14 protein-coding genes and 1 pseudogene are annotated in these 15,423 nt (G+C 61.1%); 1 reads left to right on the top strand and 14 read right to left on the bottom strand.

The window, feature by feature from the left end:
* The 14 genes and pseudogenes from BRA49_RS08730 to BRA49_RS08795 form a co-directional block, all read right to left on the bottom strand.
* A pseudogene (locus BRA49_RS08730) lies at positions 1-681 on the bottom strand (hypothetical protein); the annotation flags it as partial.
* Positions 666-1,157: a chemotaxis protein CheD gene (locus tag BRA49_RS08735; RefSeq protein ID WP_292385263.1), complete on the bottom strand. Its 492-nt coding sequence runs from the start codon at positions 1,155-1,157 to the stop codon at positions 666-668. The pseudogene BRA49_RS08730 and the gene BRA49_RS08735, both read right to left, overlap by 16 nt.
* Before the next feature lie 13 nt (positions 1,158-1,170).
* Positions 1,171-1,785 (bottom strand): chemotaxis protein CheC, encoded by a 615-nt coding sequence (locus BRA49_RS08740; RefSeq protein WP_292385264.1) that lies wholly within the window; start codon positions 1,783-1,785, stop codon positions 1,171-1,173.
* A 12-nt stretch (positions 1,786-1,797) separates the two neighbouring features.
* On the bottom strand, positions 1,798-3,714 hold the full coding sequence (locus BRA49_RS08745; protein ID WP_292385265.1) for a chemotaxis protein CheA: 1,917 nt from the start codon (positions 3,712-3,714) through the stop codon (positions 1,798-1,800).
* Positions 3,707-4,741, bottom strand: coding sequence for a chemotaxis-specific protein-glutamate methyltransferase CheB (cheB, locus tag BRA49_RS08750; RefSeq protein ID WP_292385267.1), 1,035 nt, complete (start codon positions 4,739-4,741; stop codon positions 3,707-3,709). The genes BRA49_RS08745 and cheB overlap by 8 nt, the downstream gene beginning before the upstream one ends.
* 2 nt (positions 4,742-4,743) lie before the next feature.
* Entirely contained in the window at positions 4,744-5,106 is a 363-nt protein-coding gene (locus tag BRA49_RS08755; protein ID WP_292385268.1) for a response regulator, read from the bottom strand.
* Positions 5,107-5,175: 69 nt separating this feature from the next.
* Positions 5,176-5,982: a CheF family chemotaxis protein gene (locus BRA49_RS08760; protein ID WP_292385269.1), complete on the bottom strand. Its 807-nt coding sequence runs from the start codon at positions 5,980-5,982 to the stop codon at positions 5,176-5,178.
* A gap of 13 nt (positions 5,983-5,995) precedes the next feature.
* Positions 5,996-7,093, bottom strand: a complete 1,098-nt coding sequence (locus tag BRA49_RS08765) for a hypothetical protein (protein ID WP_292385270.1) — start codon at positions 7,091-7,093, stop codon at positions 5,996-5,998.
* A 1-nt stretch (position 7,094) separates the two neighbouring features.
* Complete coding sequence (gene flaJ, locus BRA49_RS08770; RefSeq protein ID WP_292385271.1) at positions 7,095-8,693, bottom strand: archaellar assembly protein FlaJ; 1,599 nt, start codon at positions 8,691-8,693, stop codon at positions 7,095-7,097.
* Positions 8,694-8,697: 4 nt separating this feature from the next.
* The gene (locus tag BRA49_RS08775) at positions 8,698-10,548 is read right to left on the bottom strand and encodes a type II/IV secretion system ATPase subunit (protein ID WP_292385272.1); all 1,851 of its coding nucleotides are present in this window, start codon (positions 10,546-10,548) and stop codon (positions 8,698-8,700) included.
* Positions 10,549-10,551: 3 nt separating this feature from the next.
* Positions 10,552-11,295 carry an ATPase domain-containing protein gene (locus BRA49_RS08780; RefSeq protein ID WP_292385273.1) on the bottom strand — a complete coding sequence of 248 codons (744 nt, stop codon included), beginning with the start codon at positions 11,293-11,295 and terminating at the stop codon, positions 10,552-10,554.
* A gap of 10 nt (positions 11,296-11,305) precedes the next feature.
* Positions 11,306-11,758 (bottom strand): flagellar protein FlaF, encoded by a 453-nt coding sequence (locus BRA49_RS08785; protein WP_292385274.1) that lies wholly within the window; start codon positions 11,756-11,758, stop codon positions 11,306-11,308.
* A 2-nt stretch (positions 11,759-11,760) separates the two neighbouring features.
* A complete protein-coding gene (locus BRA49_RS08790; protein WP_292385275.1) occupies positions 11,761-12,255 on the bottom strand; it encodes a flagellin in 495 nt (164 codons plus the stop codon).
* A 3-nt stretch (positions 12,256-12,258) separates the two neighbouring features.
* Positions 12,259-13,047: a hypothetical protein gene (locus tag BRA49_RS08795; RefSeq protein ID WP_292385276.1), complete on the bottom strand. Its 789-nt coding sequence runs from the start codon at positions 13,045-13,047 to the stop codon at positions 12,259-12,261.
* Positions 13,048-13,465: 418 nt separating this feature from the next.
* On the opposite strand from BRA49_RS08795, the gene BRA49_RS08800 reads away from it, so the two are divergent.
* Positions 13,466-15,382: a hypothetical protein gene (locus BRA49_RS08800; RefSeq protein ID WP_292385278.1), complete on the top strand. Its 1,917-nt coding sequence runs from the start codon at positions 13,466-13,468 to the stop codon at positions 15,380-15,382.
* Positions 15,383-15,423 lie beyond the last annotated feature (41 nt).

A 15,423-nucleotide genomic window follows, 5' to 3' on the forward strand; every position in this document is an offset into this window, starting at 1 on the left:
CGGGTCGACCCGGACCTCGGAGATCCCCGCTAGCGGCTCATCGTGGCAGGTGACCTGCTCGAAGCGGGCCTCTCCGGTCCTGTCCTTGAGCACCACCTGGATGCCGTCGCTCTCGGACCCGATGACGAGTGCATCGCTCGCGGCATCGACCGCCATGCTCACGACCCTGTAGCACTCAAGGCCTTCAGGCCCGAGCGGCTTATACCACGTCCAGGCACCGTCATGATAACGGTGGAGCCCGGCCCGCCCGGTAGCAACCCACATATCGTCCCCCCACCGTATTATACGATTAATGTTACGGTTCTTGAGGAACTGCTGGTCCTGGATGGCCTGGTAGCCCTTCCCATCCCCGATCTGCAGCCCGTTCGGGTAGCCTATCCAGAGGTGGCCCTTCGCGTCGAGGGCGACCGCCGTCACGATGGTCTCGAGGGGCGCAAGCAGGCCGTAGGCCGTCTCTCCGGGGTGCCTTGCATTGACCGAGGACCAGGTGCCGTTTGCCGTATACACCGAGATGCCGTCATCGGTCGCGAAGATGACATCGCCATACCGGCCGTTGATCGCGCCGTTCACTCCGGCGGATGCAATGCCCGCATCGTAGTCGGGCACGTCGATGTAGAGGGCCGCCGATGGGGGGATGAGGAGGGAGACCGCAACGACGACGAGTATCAGATCTCGACGCATGTCCCGTCCGCTCTCTTGATGATGAGCCGGCCCTTCCCCTCCGGCCAGTAATACACGGATCGGCCAACCCTGCCGCCGGTCTCCTCATGCTCGATCCTGAGACCCTCCTCGCGGAGCCGGTCCTTCACAGCGGCAATGTTTCGCTCGCCGATGTTTAAGGCATTGGCCGAGAATTCAAACATACTCGCACCGCCGACGACGATTGCGGCGAGCGAGAACCTCGTGCTCCCGTCCTTCTCCATCTCCTCGATGAGAACACTCACGGCGGTATCTGCAAACTTGCCGGGACGGTCGGCACTTCCGCGGCTTTCAGGGAGCATGATATGGGCGAGTCCCGCAAGAGACCGCCGCCGGTCGTGCAGGATGAGGGCGATGCAGGACCCGAGCCCGATCGTCCCCATCGGGCATCTCCCGACCCGGAGTTCACCGAGACCAAGGATTACGGCCGATGCTTCGCCAAAAAAATTGTTCTCCATGGTATCGGCCGATTCAGGCGAACGGTTCCATCAGGCGTTCCAGCATGAGGGAGAGCTGTTGCATGAGTTCGGCGTTCGGGAGCATGTAGATGCTCCCGTAGATGGGCGGCGCATCCCCTGTCAGCACAGTGTTGAAGATCAGGACGTCGTTGACGTCGCCGACCATCTGTGCGACGATGGACGCAAAGGCGGCATGCGCCATATCGATGGCCAGTGCCGGGGGAGACGGCAGCATGATGATGCCCAGCAGTTCCGCGGTCGCATCGAGGAACGCCGATATCATGATGTTCCCGATCTCGATTGCGGCGCTCCGGTCCATCTCATCGATCTCCCGGTCGGTCTCGGTGGTGCCGAGCATCTGGTTGGTCAACCGGATGACGGTCTCCCGGGGCATGCTGACGACGATATACCCGCCGTCTGTGACCTCTCCCTGGATCTGGAAGACGACCATGGCCGATATCTCGTTGCTGATATAGTTGTGCAGTTCGGAGATATCGACACCCTGCACTTCCGGCACCGTCATCTCAATGGGGCTCATCAGCATCTGCGAGAGCGATGTCGCCGCGTGTGCCGCACCGATATTGCCGAACTCCGAGAGCGCGTCTTTCTGAATCGAGTCTAGTTCCATGGAATACCCCTCTTAAATCATCGTGTTTACGTCGAGTACCGGCACGACGTCGCCGTCCCCCGGGATGGTGATCCCGCTGATCCCGCGGCAGTTGCCGGCAAGCCGGGAGAGGGGTTTCACCACCACCTCCTGCTGCCCGTCCACGGTATCGACGACGATACAGCATCTTCTGCCATTATTCTGCAACACGACAAGCGTATCGCTCTTCTGCGCCCGGCCGAACATATCCTCCAGGCGGTGCATGGGGAGGATCTGGTCCCGGAGCAGGATCGTCTCGCTGGTGCCGATCCGGTGAACCGCCTCGGGTCTCGTCTGCGCCACCTCGACGACGTTGCTGATGGGAATGGCGCACCGCATGCTGTTGATATGCACCATCATGACGTCGATGATCGCCATCGTCGGGGGCAGCACCAGCTCGAACTTCGTCCCGACGCCCATGCTGGAATCGACCTTGATCGTTCCTTTCAGCGACTCGATCGTCTTTTTGACCACGTCGAGCCCCACACCCCTGCCGCTGATATCGGTGATCGTCTCGGCCGTGCTGAACCCGGGCTCAAAGAGCAGGTTGATGAGTTCGTCTTTCGTTGCGGTCGCCGCCGCATCGGGTGTCATCAGCCCCTTCTCAATGCCCTTCGTCCGGAGTCTCTCGGGATCGATGCCGGCACCGTCGTCCTCGATCTCGATGACGACGTTATCCTTATCCCTCCGTGCCGTCAACCGGAGCGACCCTTTCCGCGGTTTGCCGCAGGCTTCCCGGATCTCCGGGGTCTCGATGCCGTGGTTCACGCCGTTCCGGATGAGGTGCAGGAGCGGGTCGGAGAGGCCGTCCATCATACCCCGGTCAAGCTCGGTCTCACCGCCCTCGATGACGAGTTCGACCTCCTTGCCGTCGTGGTTTGCGACGTCCCGCACGACCCGGGGGAGGCGGTTGAAGATGCGCTCGAGCGGCATCATCCGGACTCCCATCATGAGGTTCTGGAGGTCGGAGACCGAACGGCCCACCATGGAGAGTGCCTCATCGAACTCCTTGATACCGTGCTTCTTTGCGATCTGTTCAAGCCGGCCGCGGTTGATCACCAGGTCCTCGACCAGATTCATCATCCGGTCGAGCCGCTCGATATCGACGCGGATATTCTTGATCTCCCGGTTCTTCTCCGCTTTCGTTACTCGCGGCTCCTGGACCGCCTCATGGGGTCTTACTTCTCTGGTCTCGACCGGGAGAACCGCCGGCGACGACGCGGCAGTGAGAGCAAGAAGGGAGATCTCGGTGCCGGAGGCGACGGTCCTGAGAGCATCCTCTCCTGCCTCGCTCTCGATGAGGACCTCGAACAGACCGTCGAACTTTCCGTCTTCGATCGCTTCCCGCGAGGGGGTCGTCGAGAGGATCGTCCCGATGCTCTCCAGGTTCTGCAGGAGCAGCATGGCCCGGACGTCCTTCATGGTGCTGGACGGGTCGACGGCGACCGAGAGCGAATAGAGCGGCCGCCCGTCGGCCGTTCCTGCCGCCTCGAAGGGGATTGCCTCAACCGGTGCTTCTCCGGGGGCATCTTCCGTGAACACCCGGAGTTCCTGGACCAGGCCTCCCGACTGTTCGTCTGAGGGGGTCCCTCCCGCTTCGATGGTATCCAGCATCTCCTCGATCGTGTCGGTGCAGGTGAGCAGGAGGTCGGTGAGGGATGCGGTCACTTCCCGCTGGCCGCTCCTGATGAGCGAGAAGATGTCCTCCATCGAGTGGCAGAGGTGCTCCATGGCATCAAAGCCCATCGATGCGGACATCCCTTTGAGCGTATGCGCAGACCGGAAGATCTCATCGATGGCGGTCTGCTGGTCGTCCCCGCTCTCAAGAGCAAGGAGGTTGCTCACGATATTCTCGTGGTTCTCCCGTGACTCCTCAACGAACAGTTTCCGGTATCCCTCTTCATCAAACATGATCGACCTCCAGCCGATTGACCGTTCTCGTTATTTCACGTGCAAGATTCCTGAGCGGCACCACCCTGTCGACACACTCCCTGGAGAGAGCGGACCGCGCCATACCGTATACGAGACAGTCCTCTTCGGCGCAGACCGCCGTGGTGCCCCCTGCGGTCTTTACCGCGAGCGTCCCCTCGCCCCCGTCGCTCCCCATCCCCGAGAGGATCACGGAGACGGTGCGCGGGCCGAATACGCGTGCTGCGGAGGTGAAGGTCACGTCAACGGCCGGTCGGACCGCATGGAGCGGGGGAGCGGTCGAGTGGACGACCCGGCCGTGGGATCTCCCGCTGCCCGAGAGGATCCCCGATATGACGGTGTGATATCCGGCCTTCGAGACCAGAATCTGGCCGGTCTGCAGAACGTCCCCATTTCCGGTCTCTTTCACCGGCAGGGGCGAGACCCGGTTCAGGCGTTCGGCGAGCGAGGCGGTGAACCCGACAGGCATATGCTGGGTGACGACGACTGATGCAGGCAGGTCCGGCGGGAGCGCGGAGAGGAGGGTGTCGAGCATCGGCGGCCCCCCGGCCGACGAGCCTATCAGCACCACCGCGTCCGCCTCTCTCTTCCGGGTCGCGGCGGGTTTCACGACCGTCGGGAGCAGGACGAGGTTCTTGATCTTCTGGATGAGTTCTTGCTCGATACCCCTGACGTTCGGGACGTCCTTTGGTTTGAGCATGAAGTCGTCCGCCCCGAGCCGGAGTGCCCGGTGGGTCATATCGGCCTGTCGGGACGTCAGCGTACTCAGGACGATTACGCCCGGTTTCGTGCTCTGCCCTTGAAGCGCTTCGAGCACGCCAAGGCCGCCCATCCGGGGCATCTCGATGTCGAGGGTGATGACGTCGGGTGCGAGCTCCGCTATCTTCTCGAGGGCGTCGATGCCGTTGACCGCCGTCCCGACGACCTCGATCTCCGGGCTGCCTTTGAGCATATCACGCAGGATCGTCCGGATGAAGAGCGAGTCGTCGACGATCAGAACCCGTATCATGGTTACGCACTGAGAACGCTCTTGACTTCTTCGAGGACCTTTGGAGCCTGGAACGGTTTGACGATGTAGCCTCTCGCTCCGCTCTTGACGGCGAGTTTGACCATCTGCTCCTGGCCGACTGCCGTGCACATGATGACCTTTGCCGCCGGGTCGGCGGCCTTGATAGCCTTGAGCGCCTCGATCCCATTCACTTTCGGCATGACGACGTCCATCGTGACCAGATCGGGCTTCAGCTCCTGGTACCTGGCAAGGGCTTCCGCCCCGTCCGCGGCCTCACCGACGATGTCGTGCCCGCCGGAGAAGAGAATGTTCTTCAGCAGCGTTCTCATAAACATTGTATCATCGACGATCAGGATTCTTCCCATCGAACACCACTCACTGTGTATTTGGAAAAATCATTATATATTTGTTCGTATTTTGGACAAATGATTCTGTTAGTTTATCGGTGATTTTACTGCATCTGATATGTATCTGACCCCTTTTGGCGTCAGTTGCACTTCTTTTCTGACGTAGAGAACTTCGGCAAGCCCTATATCGAGCAGCCGATCGTAGATGGCGTCGAGGTCCTTATGGGAGAGTTTGAGCATATTCTCGATGGCGCTCGAGTCCATCCCGCTGTAGACCAGCATGGCCACCTGCCCGGTCAGGGGGTCGATCTCTTCATTGACCTCCGAGTCACGCGTCGCCTCTTTGAGGAAGTTGTAGAGGACCTGGAGCGTCGTCATCGGGCAGAGGACGAAGCTCGTCACGACCTCGTTCTCGCTGAGGTGATCGATCTTCACGACGTTGAGATCCTTCTCCTGGATCTCCCGGGACGTGAGTTCGATGCCGGCGACGTCCCCGATGGGGATGCAGACCTGTTTCTCCTGGCTGACGAACCAGATGCCGGTCTTCATGACGGCGATCGCTCCTTTATCCCACCGGGCGTCCTGGATGAGCACCCCTCCGCGGACTGCAGGCGACATGAAGTAGGCGTTCAACCGGTAGGCGCTCGCCTGCATGATGATGAACTTCTTCAAGACCGAGAGAACCTTCTCCACCGACGCGACGCGGTAGACCGTCTTCCCCTCAGCACCGGCGGTGATCACCACCTGGTTCTTCTTCTCATCGAGATCGACCACGGACTTGTAGAAGATCTCGGTGTTAAGAGGCGCATCGATGCGGAACCGGTCCTCACCGATCCCCATCGTCGTCGGGACCCATTTTCCTTCGTGCTCGACCTTTATCGGGACTGATTTCATCGTATCATCCGGGTTATCGTTCTGCGTTCATCGCCGCGAGGAGATCCTCAAGCTCCGCTGCAAGGTCTGCTGCCGCATACTTCTCTCCTTTCAGTTCACGGACCAGGCTGACGTCCTCCACGAACTTCCTCTTCTTTGCGTCGGATTTGAGCGAAGCGATCAGGTCGTCGTCGACCGTACCGCCGGACGCGAAGGAGACCATGTCGAACTCCTCTTCCGGCTCCTCCTCGAGAACGTCTTCTTCCTCCGGGAGGGGCTCATCCGCGGCAACCTCTTCGCCCTCGATCTCGATCTCACCCGGGTCCAGGTCGTCGAGCGCGGAGAGTTCCGCACTCAGCACGCTCATATCCGGTATACCGTCGCCTCCGGGGAGTTCCGGGATACCGGCGGCGGTCATCGGCAGAGGGGTCACGGCGGGTTCGCCGGTGAGTTCGAGACCGGATGTGAGGTCGAGGTCGTCGAGACCGCTCTGGTGCGTCCTGAGGATCGCCGATACGGCGTCTTCATCCTCCCCGGAGAGGAGCGCGAGGTGGTCGGGATCAAACGCCGCCCCGGGACCGGACCCCTCGCCGTTAATGTCCAGGTCCGCGAGCGAGTCGAGGTCCAGGTCTGCGAGCGAGGCCAGGGGGTCGACGGCACCGCCCCCGCCGGCCTTCGGCGTGACCGGGGTCAGGGGCTGATCGGGGGCGGTGCCGTCGACGGCCTCATCAAGCATGAGATCGAGCTGCTCGATCCGGTTCTTCTTCTCACCTTTTGGGGTACGGGCGTGTGCGATCGTCTCCCGGATCGATGCCCCGAGGGTCCCGAGCATGCCGGAGAGGTTGATCTCGGTGGATGCGAGCCGCCGGATGAGAGACGGTCTATCTGCCGGCACGTTCGCGTCCGTTTCCCCGGACTCTCTCTTCTTCTCCTTTCTCTCCCGCAGAGCGGCGGCGAACCTTGAGGGTTTCAACTCGACGAGGTCGAGCGCTCCCGTGACGATGAGGGCAAGAAACCCCGCGAGCACGGTGCCTGCAACGATGACCTCGACGGTGGCGTCGAAGACGATGATCAGGGAGCCTGCTCCGATGGTGATCAGGAAGAGCAGCGGACGACGTAGTTGTTCTCTCACATTACACCCCCACAAATGCCGGAATAGTGAAGAACGCATCGACCAGGATTGGAGCCACGATATAGATGACCCCGGTGACCGCACAGAGCAGGCTTGCGAAGAAGTAGTAGATGTACCGGTCGCCGCCCATGACTATCTTTCCCGCAAACATGTTTGCCACGGTCAGCATTAAGAGGATCGTCACGACGTAGGTCCGCATCGTCTCTTCCGGGAAGTTTACGAAGATGTTCAAGGATGTCGCCATGCCACCGCCGATCGTGGCCGTACTTCCCGAGAGTGCGGCCGACGTCTCCTCAAAATGGGCCATCACCTCCTGGATCGCGTTGGCCATGGTGAGGAGGATCTCGAAGAGGAAGACGAAGATCCCGATCATCGCCCCGTGCATCGGGATGAGCAGGACGATAAACCCCTTCACCATCATGTCGCGCTTCCGCCGGAGGAGCACCTGCTCGAGCATCGACGACCCGACGATCTTTCCGATCTGGTCGGGGGACCCGCCGAGGGCCACTGCGTCCCGGAAGATGTTCATGTACTTGTAGATCAGGTAACTGCCGGTCTCCCCGATGAACTTCTTCCAGGTCCCGGCCTCGTCGAGGCCGAGGTTCAGCTTCGACGAGACCGCGTTGATGAACGGCTCTAAGTGGACGAGCGACTTCCGGTCCACCTCCTGGAGCGCGTCGCCGGTGGTGATGCCCTTGCCGCCCATCACCGAGCCGAGGCCCCGGATGAACGTGGAAAAGTCTTCGTCCCGGTTGATGACGTTGGCGTCGTCGATGTAGCCGATGATCCCGAGCGGCATCAGCAGGAGGCCGGCGAGCAGGAAGATTACACCGGCGTTGACGCCGGCGAGGACGAGGAGGAGCACGATCACGGCGGTGATCAGGATCATCGGGCGCTCCAGTCGCCTGATGATGCCCTGCTCCTTTGAACAGATCTCTGCAAGCCCGTGCGTCCGGGGGTCGTCGGGGACGGCCCGGTACATGATGAAGAGGCCGAAGACCGATATCAAGAGGATGATCAGGTAAGAGGTGTTCAGCGTCGCTTCAATCCCATCGGGGGCATAGATAGCGACCGAGATCATGATGATGATCGCGACGAGCGACGCGGAGAGGAGCATCGCGATGTAGGCGTCGCCCCACTTCTTCAAGAGTTCGATCCCCTGCTCGAACGTGTTCCGGTAGATGCTCCTGATGCTCGAGAGTTCCGTGCCGATGAAGTCGTCGTCCGGGACACCGGAGTCGATCGAGTTCGCGTAGCGGTTGAGCATGCTCTGGAGAGTGCTGTTCCGGCACCGTTCGGCGACCGCCCGGAGGGCTCCCGCGTAGCTGTTGCCCCACCCGGTGACCAGGCGCTGCACCCGTGCGATGTAACGCGACGGGATGTACTCGAACCGCTCGGAGGTGTACTGGAAGATCTCGGGCCGGGTCACGGCCGACGTGGTGATCGCGGCCATGTAGGTGTACATGAGGAGCAGGTCCTGCTCCATCTTCTTGTTCTCGAGGATGTAGTCGCGGAGGTCGTAGAGGGACTCTACCTGCTCCTCAAATGGTATCTTCCCCTGGTTTGCCGCCCGCAGCCGTTCGGCAACATCCTCAAACACCGTCTTACACCTCGATGGTGAGCAGGCCCTGTTTCTTGATCTTCGTGGTCATGTGGAAGAGGTCCCAGAACTGGGTGTACCCGGCCTTGTGGAGCCGCTCGAGGATCTTTGCTCGTTTGTCGACCTCATCGTAGATATCGGCCCGCCGGTTCTCGGGAATGCCGAGCATCGTTGCGATCTTGTTCTCGAGGAGGTAACTGCTCCCCCTGCCGGTAAAGGTGAAGGAGTCGGTCGCGGGGTCCCAGACGAACGCCGCCATGAAGGAGAACCCCTGGGTTTCGGGGTCGTAGCCCACGAGCTCGTTGACGCTGAGCATCCGCCGGACGGTCCCGCCTCCGGGCAGTTTCACGGCGCTCTGGATGATGACCAGGTTTAAGTTATCGACGTAGGTCTTGGGGATGTTGATCGGGTCGCCGCAGAGACGCTGGATCAGTTTCTCGACCGACGCAGCGTGGAAGGTGCTCATCACCGGGTGGCCGGTCTGCATTGCGGAGAAGGCGACGGACCCTTCGACACCACGGATCTCACCGACCAGGATCTGGTTCGGGCGCTGACGGAGGGCGGCTTTCAGGAGGTCGAACATCGTGATCTCCGAGCCTTCGCCCTCGCCCTTCCCCTTGGCCTTCGCGACCTCGCGGGTCCAGTTCCGGTGGGGGACCGTCAGTTCGGGGGTGTCCTCGATGGTGACGATCTTGTTCTCGGGGGGAAGGAAGGTCGTCAGGGCGTTCAGGGTCGTCGTCTTGCCGCTCGCGGTCTCGCCGGAGACGAACATCGACATCCCGTATTCGAGGCAGATCCAGAGGTAGGCGGCCATCATGTAGTTGCACGCCCCGCTCTCGATGACCTGCAGGATGCTTAAGGGGACCTCGTTCACCTTACGGATGGTGAAGTTGCTGCCGTGCTTGCTGATCTCGGTCCCGTAGACGATGTTGATACGCGACCCGTCGGGGAGGGTCGCGTCCACGATGGGGTTTCTGTAGGTCAGCGGCCGTTTGATCCGTTCGGCGAGCTTGATGACGAAGGCGTCGAGCTCCTTTGAGTCCTGGAACCCGACGACCGATTTTAAGCCCTTGAAGATCTTGTGCTCGATGAAGATCGGCCCGACGCCGTCGCAGGTGATATCCTCGATGTACTGGTCGGAGAGGAACGGTTTGAGCGTCCCCATCTCGATCTTGTCGCGGATCATCAGGTACTCGAGCGCCTTGTACTCCTGCTGCGAGAGGATGAGTCGCCCGTCGGCGAGCTGGGGATGCCCCGATGCCTGCGGGTTTGCCGACGCCCCGACCTCGGATGTGAGGAAGGTTTTTATCCGGCTTTTGAGGTCTTTTGCGCCGCCGGAAAGAAGAGAGGGATCGATCTTCTCGTTCGGTTCCTGGACGTAGACGAGCTGCCGGATGAAGTTCTTCAGCACCTCGATACGCGCCGGCTCGGTCACCGGCTCCTCGTCGAGGGCGTCGATCATGTCGATCAGCCTCTCTTCGATCACCGGGAGGATCGCCTTGACGGAGTGGAGAAACGAGGGTTCGATCGGTATGTACCAGTTCCGGACGTCGTTCTGGTCCGGGAAGATATGGACGAACGTCGAGTCGTTGACCGGGTAGATGACGTTCGGGTTCTCCATCGATTTCAGGTCCCGCTTCAGCTCCGAGAGGAAGAGGGGGATGCCGACGGTGTTGACCGGCAGGATGTGGAGGTACTCGAGGAGGTGAGGGCTTGCTTTGACGTAATCCCGGGCGTTTGCCGGGAGCATACGGTAGAGGGCGCAGGACTCGACGTTGTTGTAGCAGTCGTTCCCCTCGTCGATGTAATCGGGCTCGAAGGGGAGGGTCACCGTTGCTTCCAGTGCCGATCCCATTCTCTACACCTTCGCGACCGATACGGGGATGATCTTGATGCCGTACCCGGGGTGGACCTCGAAACTGATGATGTTTCCGGTGGTCTTTCGCGCGCCGCGGACCTTGACGACCTCGAGCATCATGACGTACTTGCCGCCGACGAGGGCTTTCTTCATGAAGAGGTGGGCGTCGCAGATCGAGCGGATGCGGACGAGGGAGTCCTCGACGAAGGCGTAGGTGTGCAGGGTGATCAGGATGGTCTTGCCGTGGTCGACGAGGTTTTTGCAGTTGGTGAAGAACGTGAGGACCGTGTCCTGCTTGGCGTACTCGGTGAAGAGGGTGAGCGAGTCGATGACGATCACCTGCGCTTTGCTCTGCTCCATGTAGTTGATCATCCGCTCGAGCGTTCCCTGCATCTTCTCTTTTGTCCACTCGAACCCGACGACGTGCATCGGAAAGACCCGGAGGTAGCCCCAGGCGAAGTAGTCGGAGATGTCAAGGCTCATCGACTCCATCTGCGAGAGGAAACTCTTGCTTGTGTTCTCGGTCGAGAAGAGGTCGACGTTGAACCCCTGTTTTAAGGCTCCCCAGATGACCTGCTGGGTGAGCACGCTCTTCCCGGTGTCGTTCTCGCCCTCGATGAGGTTGAGCGACCCGAGCGGGAGGCCGTCGGCGAGCTTCTTGTCGAGCTCGGAGTTCCCGGTCGAGAGGATCGACTGGTCGGGCAATCCGGAGTTCCTGCTGTCTGCTGTCTCGCTCGTCGTCATGTTGCTCACCTCACGTGTACGCTGAACTGGAAACCCCGTTTCCGGTGACAACCTGGACCCACGTGGCGTTCTCGTCTTTGAACCCGACGGCGAGGGTGAGCGTCTCGCCGGGATCGAGTCCGCCGGGGTGGATATCGTCCGGGGTTATGCTCACTCTGCTCCAGTTCCCGTAGGGGACATAGACCGGGACGCCCCCGCTCAAGAGGTAGACGTCGAGAGACGAGATCTCGACGATCGGTTCGCTCCCGGTGTTCTTCACCTCGACATAGAGGGTCTGGCCGGCGATCGTCGTGTTCTGGATTGCGATCGCCGTCCGCATGCGGGTCTCCTGGTGTACGGCGAGGTTGTTCTGCGCCTCGACCATCACCTCCGTGGTGGCCAGGGTGCCGCCGACCAGAATGTAGGCGGTGGCGACCAGGAGGAGAATGCCGATGCCGGATGCGACGAGGGGTCCCACGCTCATGGCTAGTCACCCGCGTTGAAGGTGGTCGATCGTGAGAGCCCTGTCGGGAGGACGAACTGGAAGTAGACGACGCTCTCTGTGGCGGGGATTTTTTGGGTTTCGGCCTCGATGTATAAGGTCTCGCCGGGGTCCCAGTAGTTGTTCGTGTCTTCCAGGATCTCGTGGGTCCAGGCGCCATCCGTGACCGCCTCCTTCCACGTCAACCGGACGAAGTCGCCCTGGCCCCCGAGGAAGACGTCGGCCTTCCGGATCTCGGTGCCGGCGATCCTCCCGGTGCCGACGTTTTTGATCCAGATGCGGGCGGTGTCGTTTCTATCGCTCGCGTAGGTCGTGACGATCTTCACGTCTACGCTCAGCCGTTCGTCTACCTTGTGGGAGGACGACGCGATCGTGCCCGAGAGGGTGTAGATGACGGGGAAGACTGCGTTAATGAGGACGCCGGCCGAGATGATGGCGGCGATGAGGAACATCGCGGTGGTGAAGGCTTCACTCGACATCCATCATATCCTGTCAAGGAGTTCGATCCAGGTATCGCCGCCGTCTCGTTCCTGTGAAGATGGTTTTCCGGCGTCCAGCCCGGCCGAACGCCTGCGGGCGAGCATCAGGACCTCGATCATGTCCCGGTCCAGCGTCGCGTCCTCGGGGTCGAGGATGCGGTTTAAGACGTAGAGTTCGGAGACGAACTCGTTCGGGCCGATCTCGGCGACGTCACCCCGGGTCGCGGGGGCCATCCGCATGATCTCCCGGATCTGGTCGGCGACCTCGTCGGTGATGTAGCCCATCGACCGGTAGGCGTCGATCATGATCGTCATGTGCTCGTGCCCGTACTTGGAGCAGCCCTGGTGCACCCAGGCAAAGAGCCGGTGGACCTTCTGGAGTTTGAGTTTACCCGGGGACTTCTCCTGGGGAGGCACGCTCTCCGGGGGGAGGAGTGGTATGCTCTCCGGGGGGAGGCAGGCCGCTGCCAGGTCCGTCGGGAAGAGTCCGCCGGGGTTCTCGGGCGCTGTAGTCTTCTGTCCGCCGAGGTCGAGGGGTACACCGTCCAGCAGGTCGTCGTCTGTATCCCGGGGGAGGGCCGGCGGCTCGAACCGGCCTCCCGTATACGGTGCGGTGCTGGTGAACGGGTTGTCCAGTTCGTTCATCCGTTCCCGGAGGTCGATGAGCAGACGCTTGATCGAGGTCTTGACGAAGTCCAGTTCCTTCTCGAGCGTGTCGAGACGGGCTTCCGGGTCCTCCGAGGACGCGCCGGAGAGTATTTTATCGATCTGAGCCTGGTCTACCCCCACCATAATGGTGAGTTATATAATTGTCATAGTTAATAAATTTTATTCCTGTGGATGGGGGTTTACCGGCTAGTTTGGCGGGTTCTGTTGGTTGAGGAGGGGTGGTTTTGGTGGGGGGGTCGGCTGTGGCCGGAGAAGGCCACGACCAACCCGACCCGGTGCGATCGGGGGAGCAGTCCGGGGCTTTCGGGCAGAGAGGAGGTAGTTTTCTGCTGGCCCTGTCTGCACTGCAGGGGCCGGCCTGCCGGAAGATCCCGGCGAATGCTTTTGTTCATGGCGTATCGAACCCTGTTGACTGCATGTTGTTCCATATAATGCCTTCCAGTGGTTAAGCGGGATAATTTACGAAGATATAAGATTCGACGGGCCGAAAATTAACCCATCGGTAAATTAACTCTTCCTATGTTTCATCAGGGCGGTACCTATGAGTTCACGACGAGGGTCAACAACGAAGCCTCAATCGGGGCAGGCGGACGAGATCCGGGGCCAGCCGGAGCGGGGAGCGGTTTCAGGTTTCCTTGATGGGAATCTTGTTCCGGTGCTCATCTTCCTCTTCGCGCTCTTCTTTATCATAACGTTCTCGAACCCGGCGCTCTTCTTAAACGATGAGTGGATCACGGTCAACCAGCTGCACCAGTTCGCCGAGGGGCACCAGATCGTCGTGAACGAGGGGAAGTACGGTACGTTCGTGAACGGGACGCCGGGGCCCTATATGCAGTCCCACCACAACCTCCTCGGCTACACGATGATGCTCCCTGTCCTCTCGCTTCCTGCACTCTGGTTCTTCGGGCTCTTCGGCGACCAGTTCAGGATCGCGGTCGTCCTCCTCTGGTCGATGCTGCCGGTCGCGATGGCGGTGCTGGTCGATGCCTATCGTCCCGAGTATGCCCGGTGGCGGGGGATCCGGTGGACGTGGCTCGTGATCGGTGGTGCTTTTGTGGGATTCCTCGCAAACCTGCTCCTCTACTACCCCTGGCCGTTCACCGCGCCGGATGCGCCCGTGGAGGCCGCAGCGGTGGTCTTCACGAACCATCTCCTCTTTGCCGCGCTCGCGGTGATGGTCTACCTCACCTGCAGGACCGTATTTGAGGATACCTGGTTCTCGCTCTTCGGGACGATCGCCTGCATCTCCTGCTCCTCCTACATCTTCTGGGCGGCAAACGCGAAGGACCACATGCTGGTGGCGGCGATGCTGGCAGCGGCCCTCCTCTTCCTGGTGCGCTACATCCGGTACGGCAACCTCCGGGACGCTGCTTTCGGGTTTGGGTTCATCGGGCTGCTCGCCTGGGCACGGCCGGAGGTCGGGTTCGCAGTCTTTGTCTTTGCCATGCTCTACTTCGTCGGGCTCCAGGTCTCCCGCGGCCTCCTGCGGGGGCCGGTAACGGGGACGATAAAAGTGCTCTGCATACCCCTTGCCACCCTCGCGGGGGCCGTGCCGCTCTTCATCAACAACATCTGCGTGACGGGAAACCCGCTGGTGCCCTCGTTCCACGTCTACCAGAGCGGGGTCTGGCGTGGCGGGTCTGACGGAAATTTCATCGGTTCGGCCGAGGTGATCGGGGATGTCGTCCAGGCAGTCCCGGCGCCGTCAGATGGGGTCGCACGGTTCCTCTCGATGGTCACATCCCAGTTCTCGTCGTCGTGGTCGACCCTGCCCGGCGATATCTTCGGGATCCTCTTTGCCCCGGCGTCCGGGAACATGAGCCTCGTGGCGGTCTCGCCGCTGATCATCATTGCGCTGGTTCTGCTGCCCGTCCTGTTGTGGAGGAGGCCCGAACGGTTCACCGCTGTGGACCGGCAGATCGTCGTGTTCCTCGTCGTCGTCGGCATCGCAGTCTGGGTGGCATACCTCCGGTCGATGCACGGGCTCAACACCAGCGACGGCATCGTCCCGGATATCCGGTACCTGACACCGTTCTATCTGCCGGTGGGGCTGCTCGGGGCCTACGCCGTATCGCGCCTGAGCAGCGCCGACCCGAAACGGCAGACGCTCTCGCTGGCCGCCGTCATCGCGGTCTCCGCCCCGGTGCTGCTTGTCGTTATGATGCTTTTCCAGCCCTACGGCGGCCTGTATGCCGGCTATACCATGTTCTTTACTCAGATCACGTTCGCGCTGCTTGGCGCAACTCTCATCCTCATCGCGGCGGGAGAGCGGTTCGGCGTACCGCCGAGATGGGTCACGGCGGCCCTGCTCCTTCTCATCGCCGCTCCGTTCGCGTGGCAGTTGATGATGCTCTTCCTCTACTCGGTGGCGAAGTTCAACGGCTACCCGCTCTGGATCCCGCTCGTCGAGACGCTCTTCCAGCACTGCATCGGGGTTTCGGGATTGGATATTCCCTGAACCCGAACTCCCTTTTTTGTAGCGATTCCCAAGGTTCCGCA

Origin of the sequence: Methanoculleus sp. UBA430, from assembly GCF_002506585.1 — an archaeon.
GTDB lineage: Archaea > Halobacteriota > Methanomicrobia > Methanomicrobiales > Methanoculleaceae > Methanoculleus.

Coding starts and splice junctions, on each gene's coding strand:
- BRA49_RS08745 (WP_292385265.1), bottom strand. CDS start 3,714: ATGTTTGATGAAGAGGGATACCGGAAACTGTTCGTTGAGGAGTCACGG.
- BRA49_RS08760 (WP_292385269.1), bottom strand. CDS start 5,982: ATGAAATCAGTCCCGATAAAGGTCGAGCACGAAGGAAAATGGGTCCCG.
- BRA49_RS08755 (WP_292385268.1), bottom strand. CDS start 5,106: ATGGGAAGAATCCTGATCGTCGATGATACAATGTTTATGAGAACGCTG.
- BRA49_RS08785 (WP_292385274.1), bottom strand. CDS start 11,758: ATGAGCGTGGGACCCCTCGTCGCATCCGGCATCGGCATTCTCCTCCTG.
- cheB (WP_292385267.1), bottom strand. CDS start 4,741: ATGATACGGGTTCTGATCGTCGACGACTCGCTCTTCATCCGGACGATC.
- BRA49_RS08775 (WP_292385272.1), bottom strand. CDS start 10,548: ATGGGATCGGCACTGGAAGCAACGGTGACCCTCCCCTTCGAGCCCGAT.
- BRA49_RS08800 (WP_292385278.1), top strand. CDS start 13,466: ATGAGTTCACGACGAGGGTCAACAACGAAGCCTCAATCGGGGCAGGCG.
- BRA49_RS08740 (WP_292385264.1), bottom strand. CDS start 1,785: ATGGAACTAGACTCGATTCAGAAAGACGCGCTCTCGGAGTTCGGCAAT.
- BRA49_RS08735 (WP_292385263.1), bottom strand. CDS start 1,157: ATGGAGAACAATTTTTTTGGCGAAGCATCGGCCGTAATCCTTGGTCTC.
- BRA49_RS08780 (WP_292385273.1), bottom strand. CDS start 11,295: ATGACGACGAGCGAGACAGCAGACAGCAGGAACTCCGGATTGCCCGAC.
- BRA49_RS08795 (WP_292385276.1), bottom strand. CDS start 13,047: ATGGTGGGGGTAGACCAGGCTCAGATCGATAAAATACTCTCCGGCGCG.
- BRA49_RS08790 (WP_292385275.1), bottom strand. CDS start 12,255: ATGTCGAGTGAAGCCTTCACCACCGCGATGTTCCTCATCGCCGCCATC.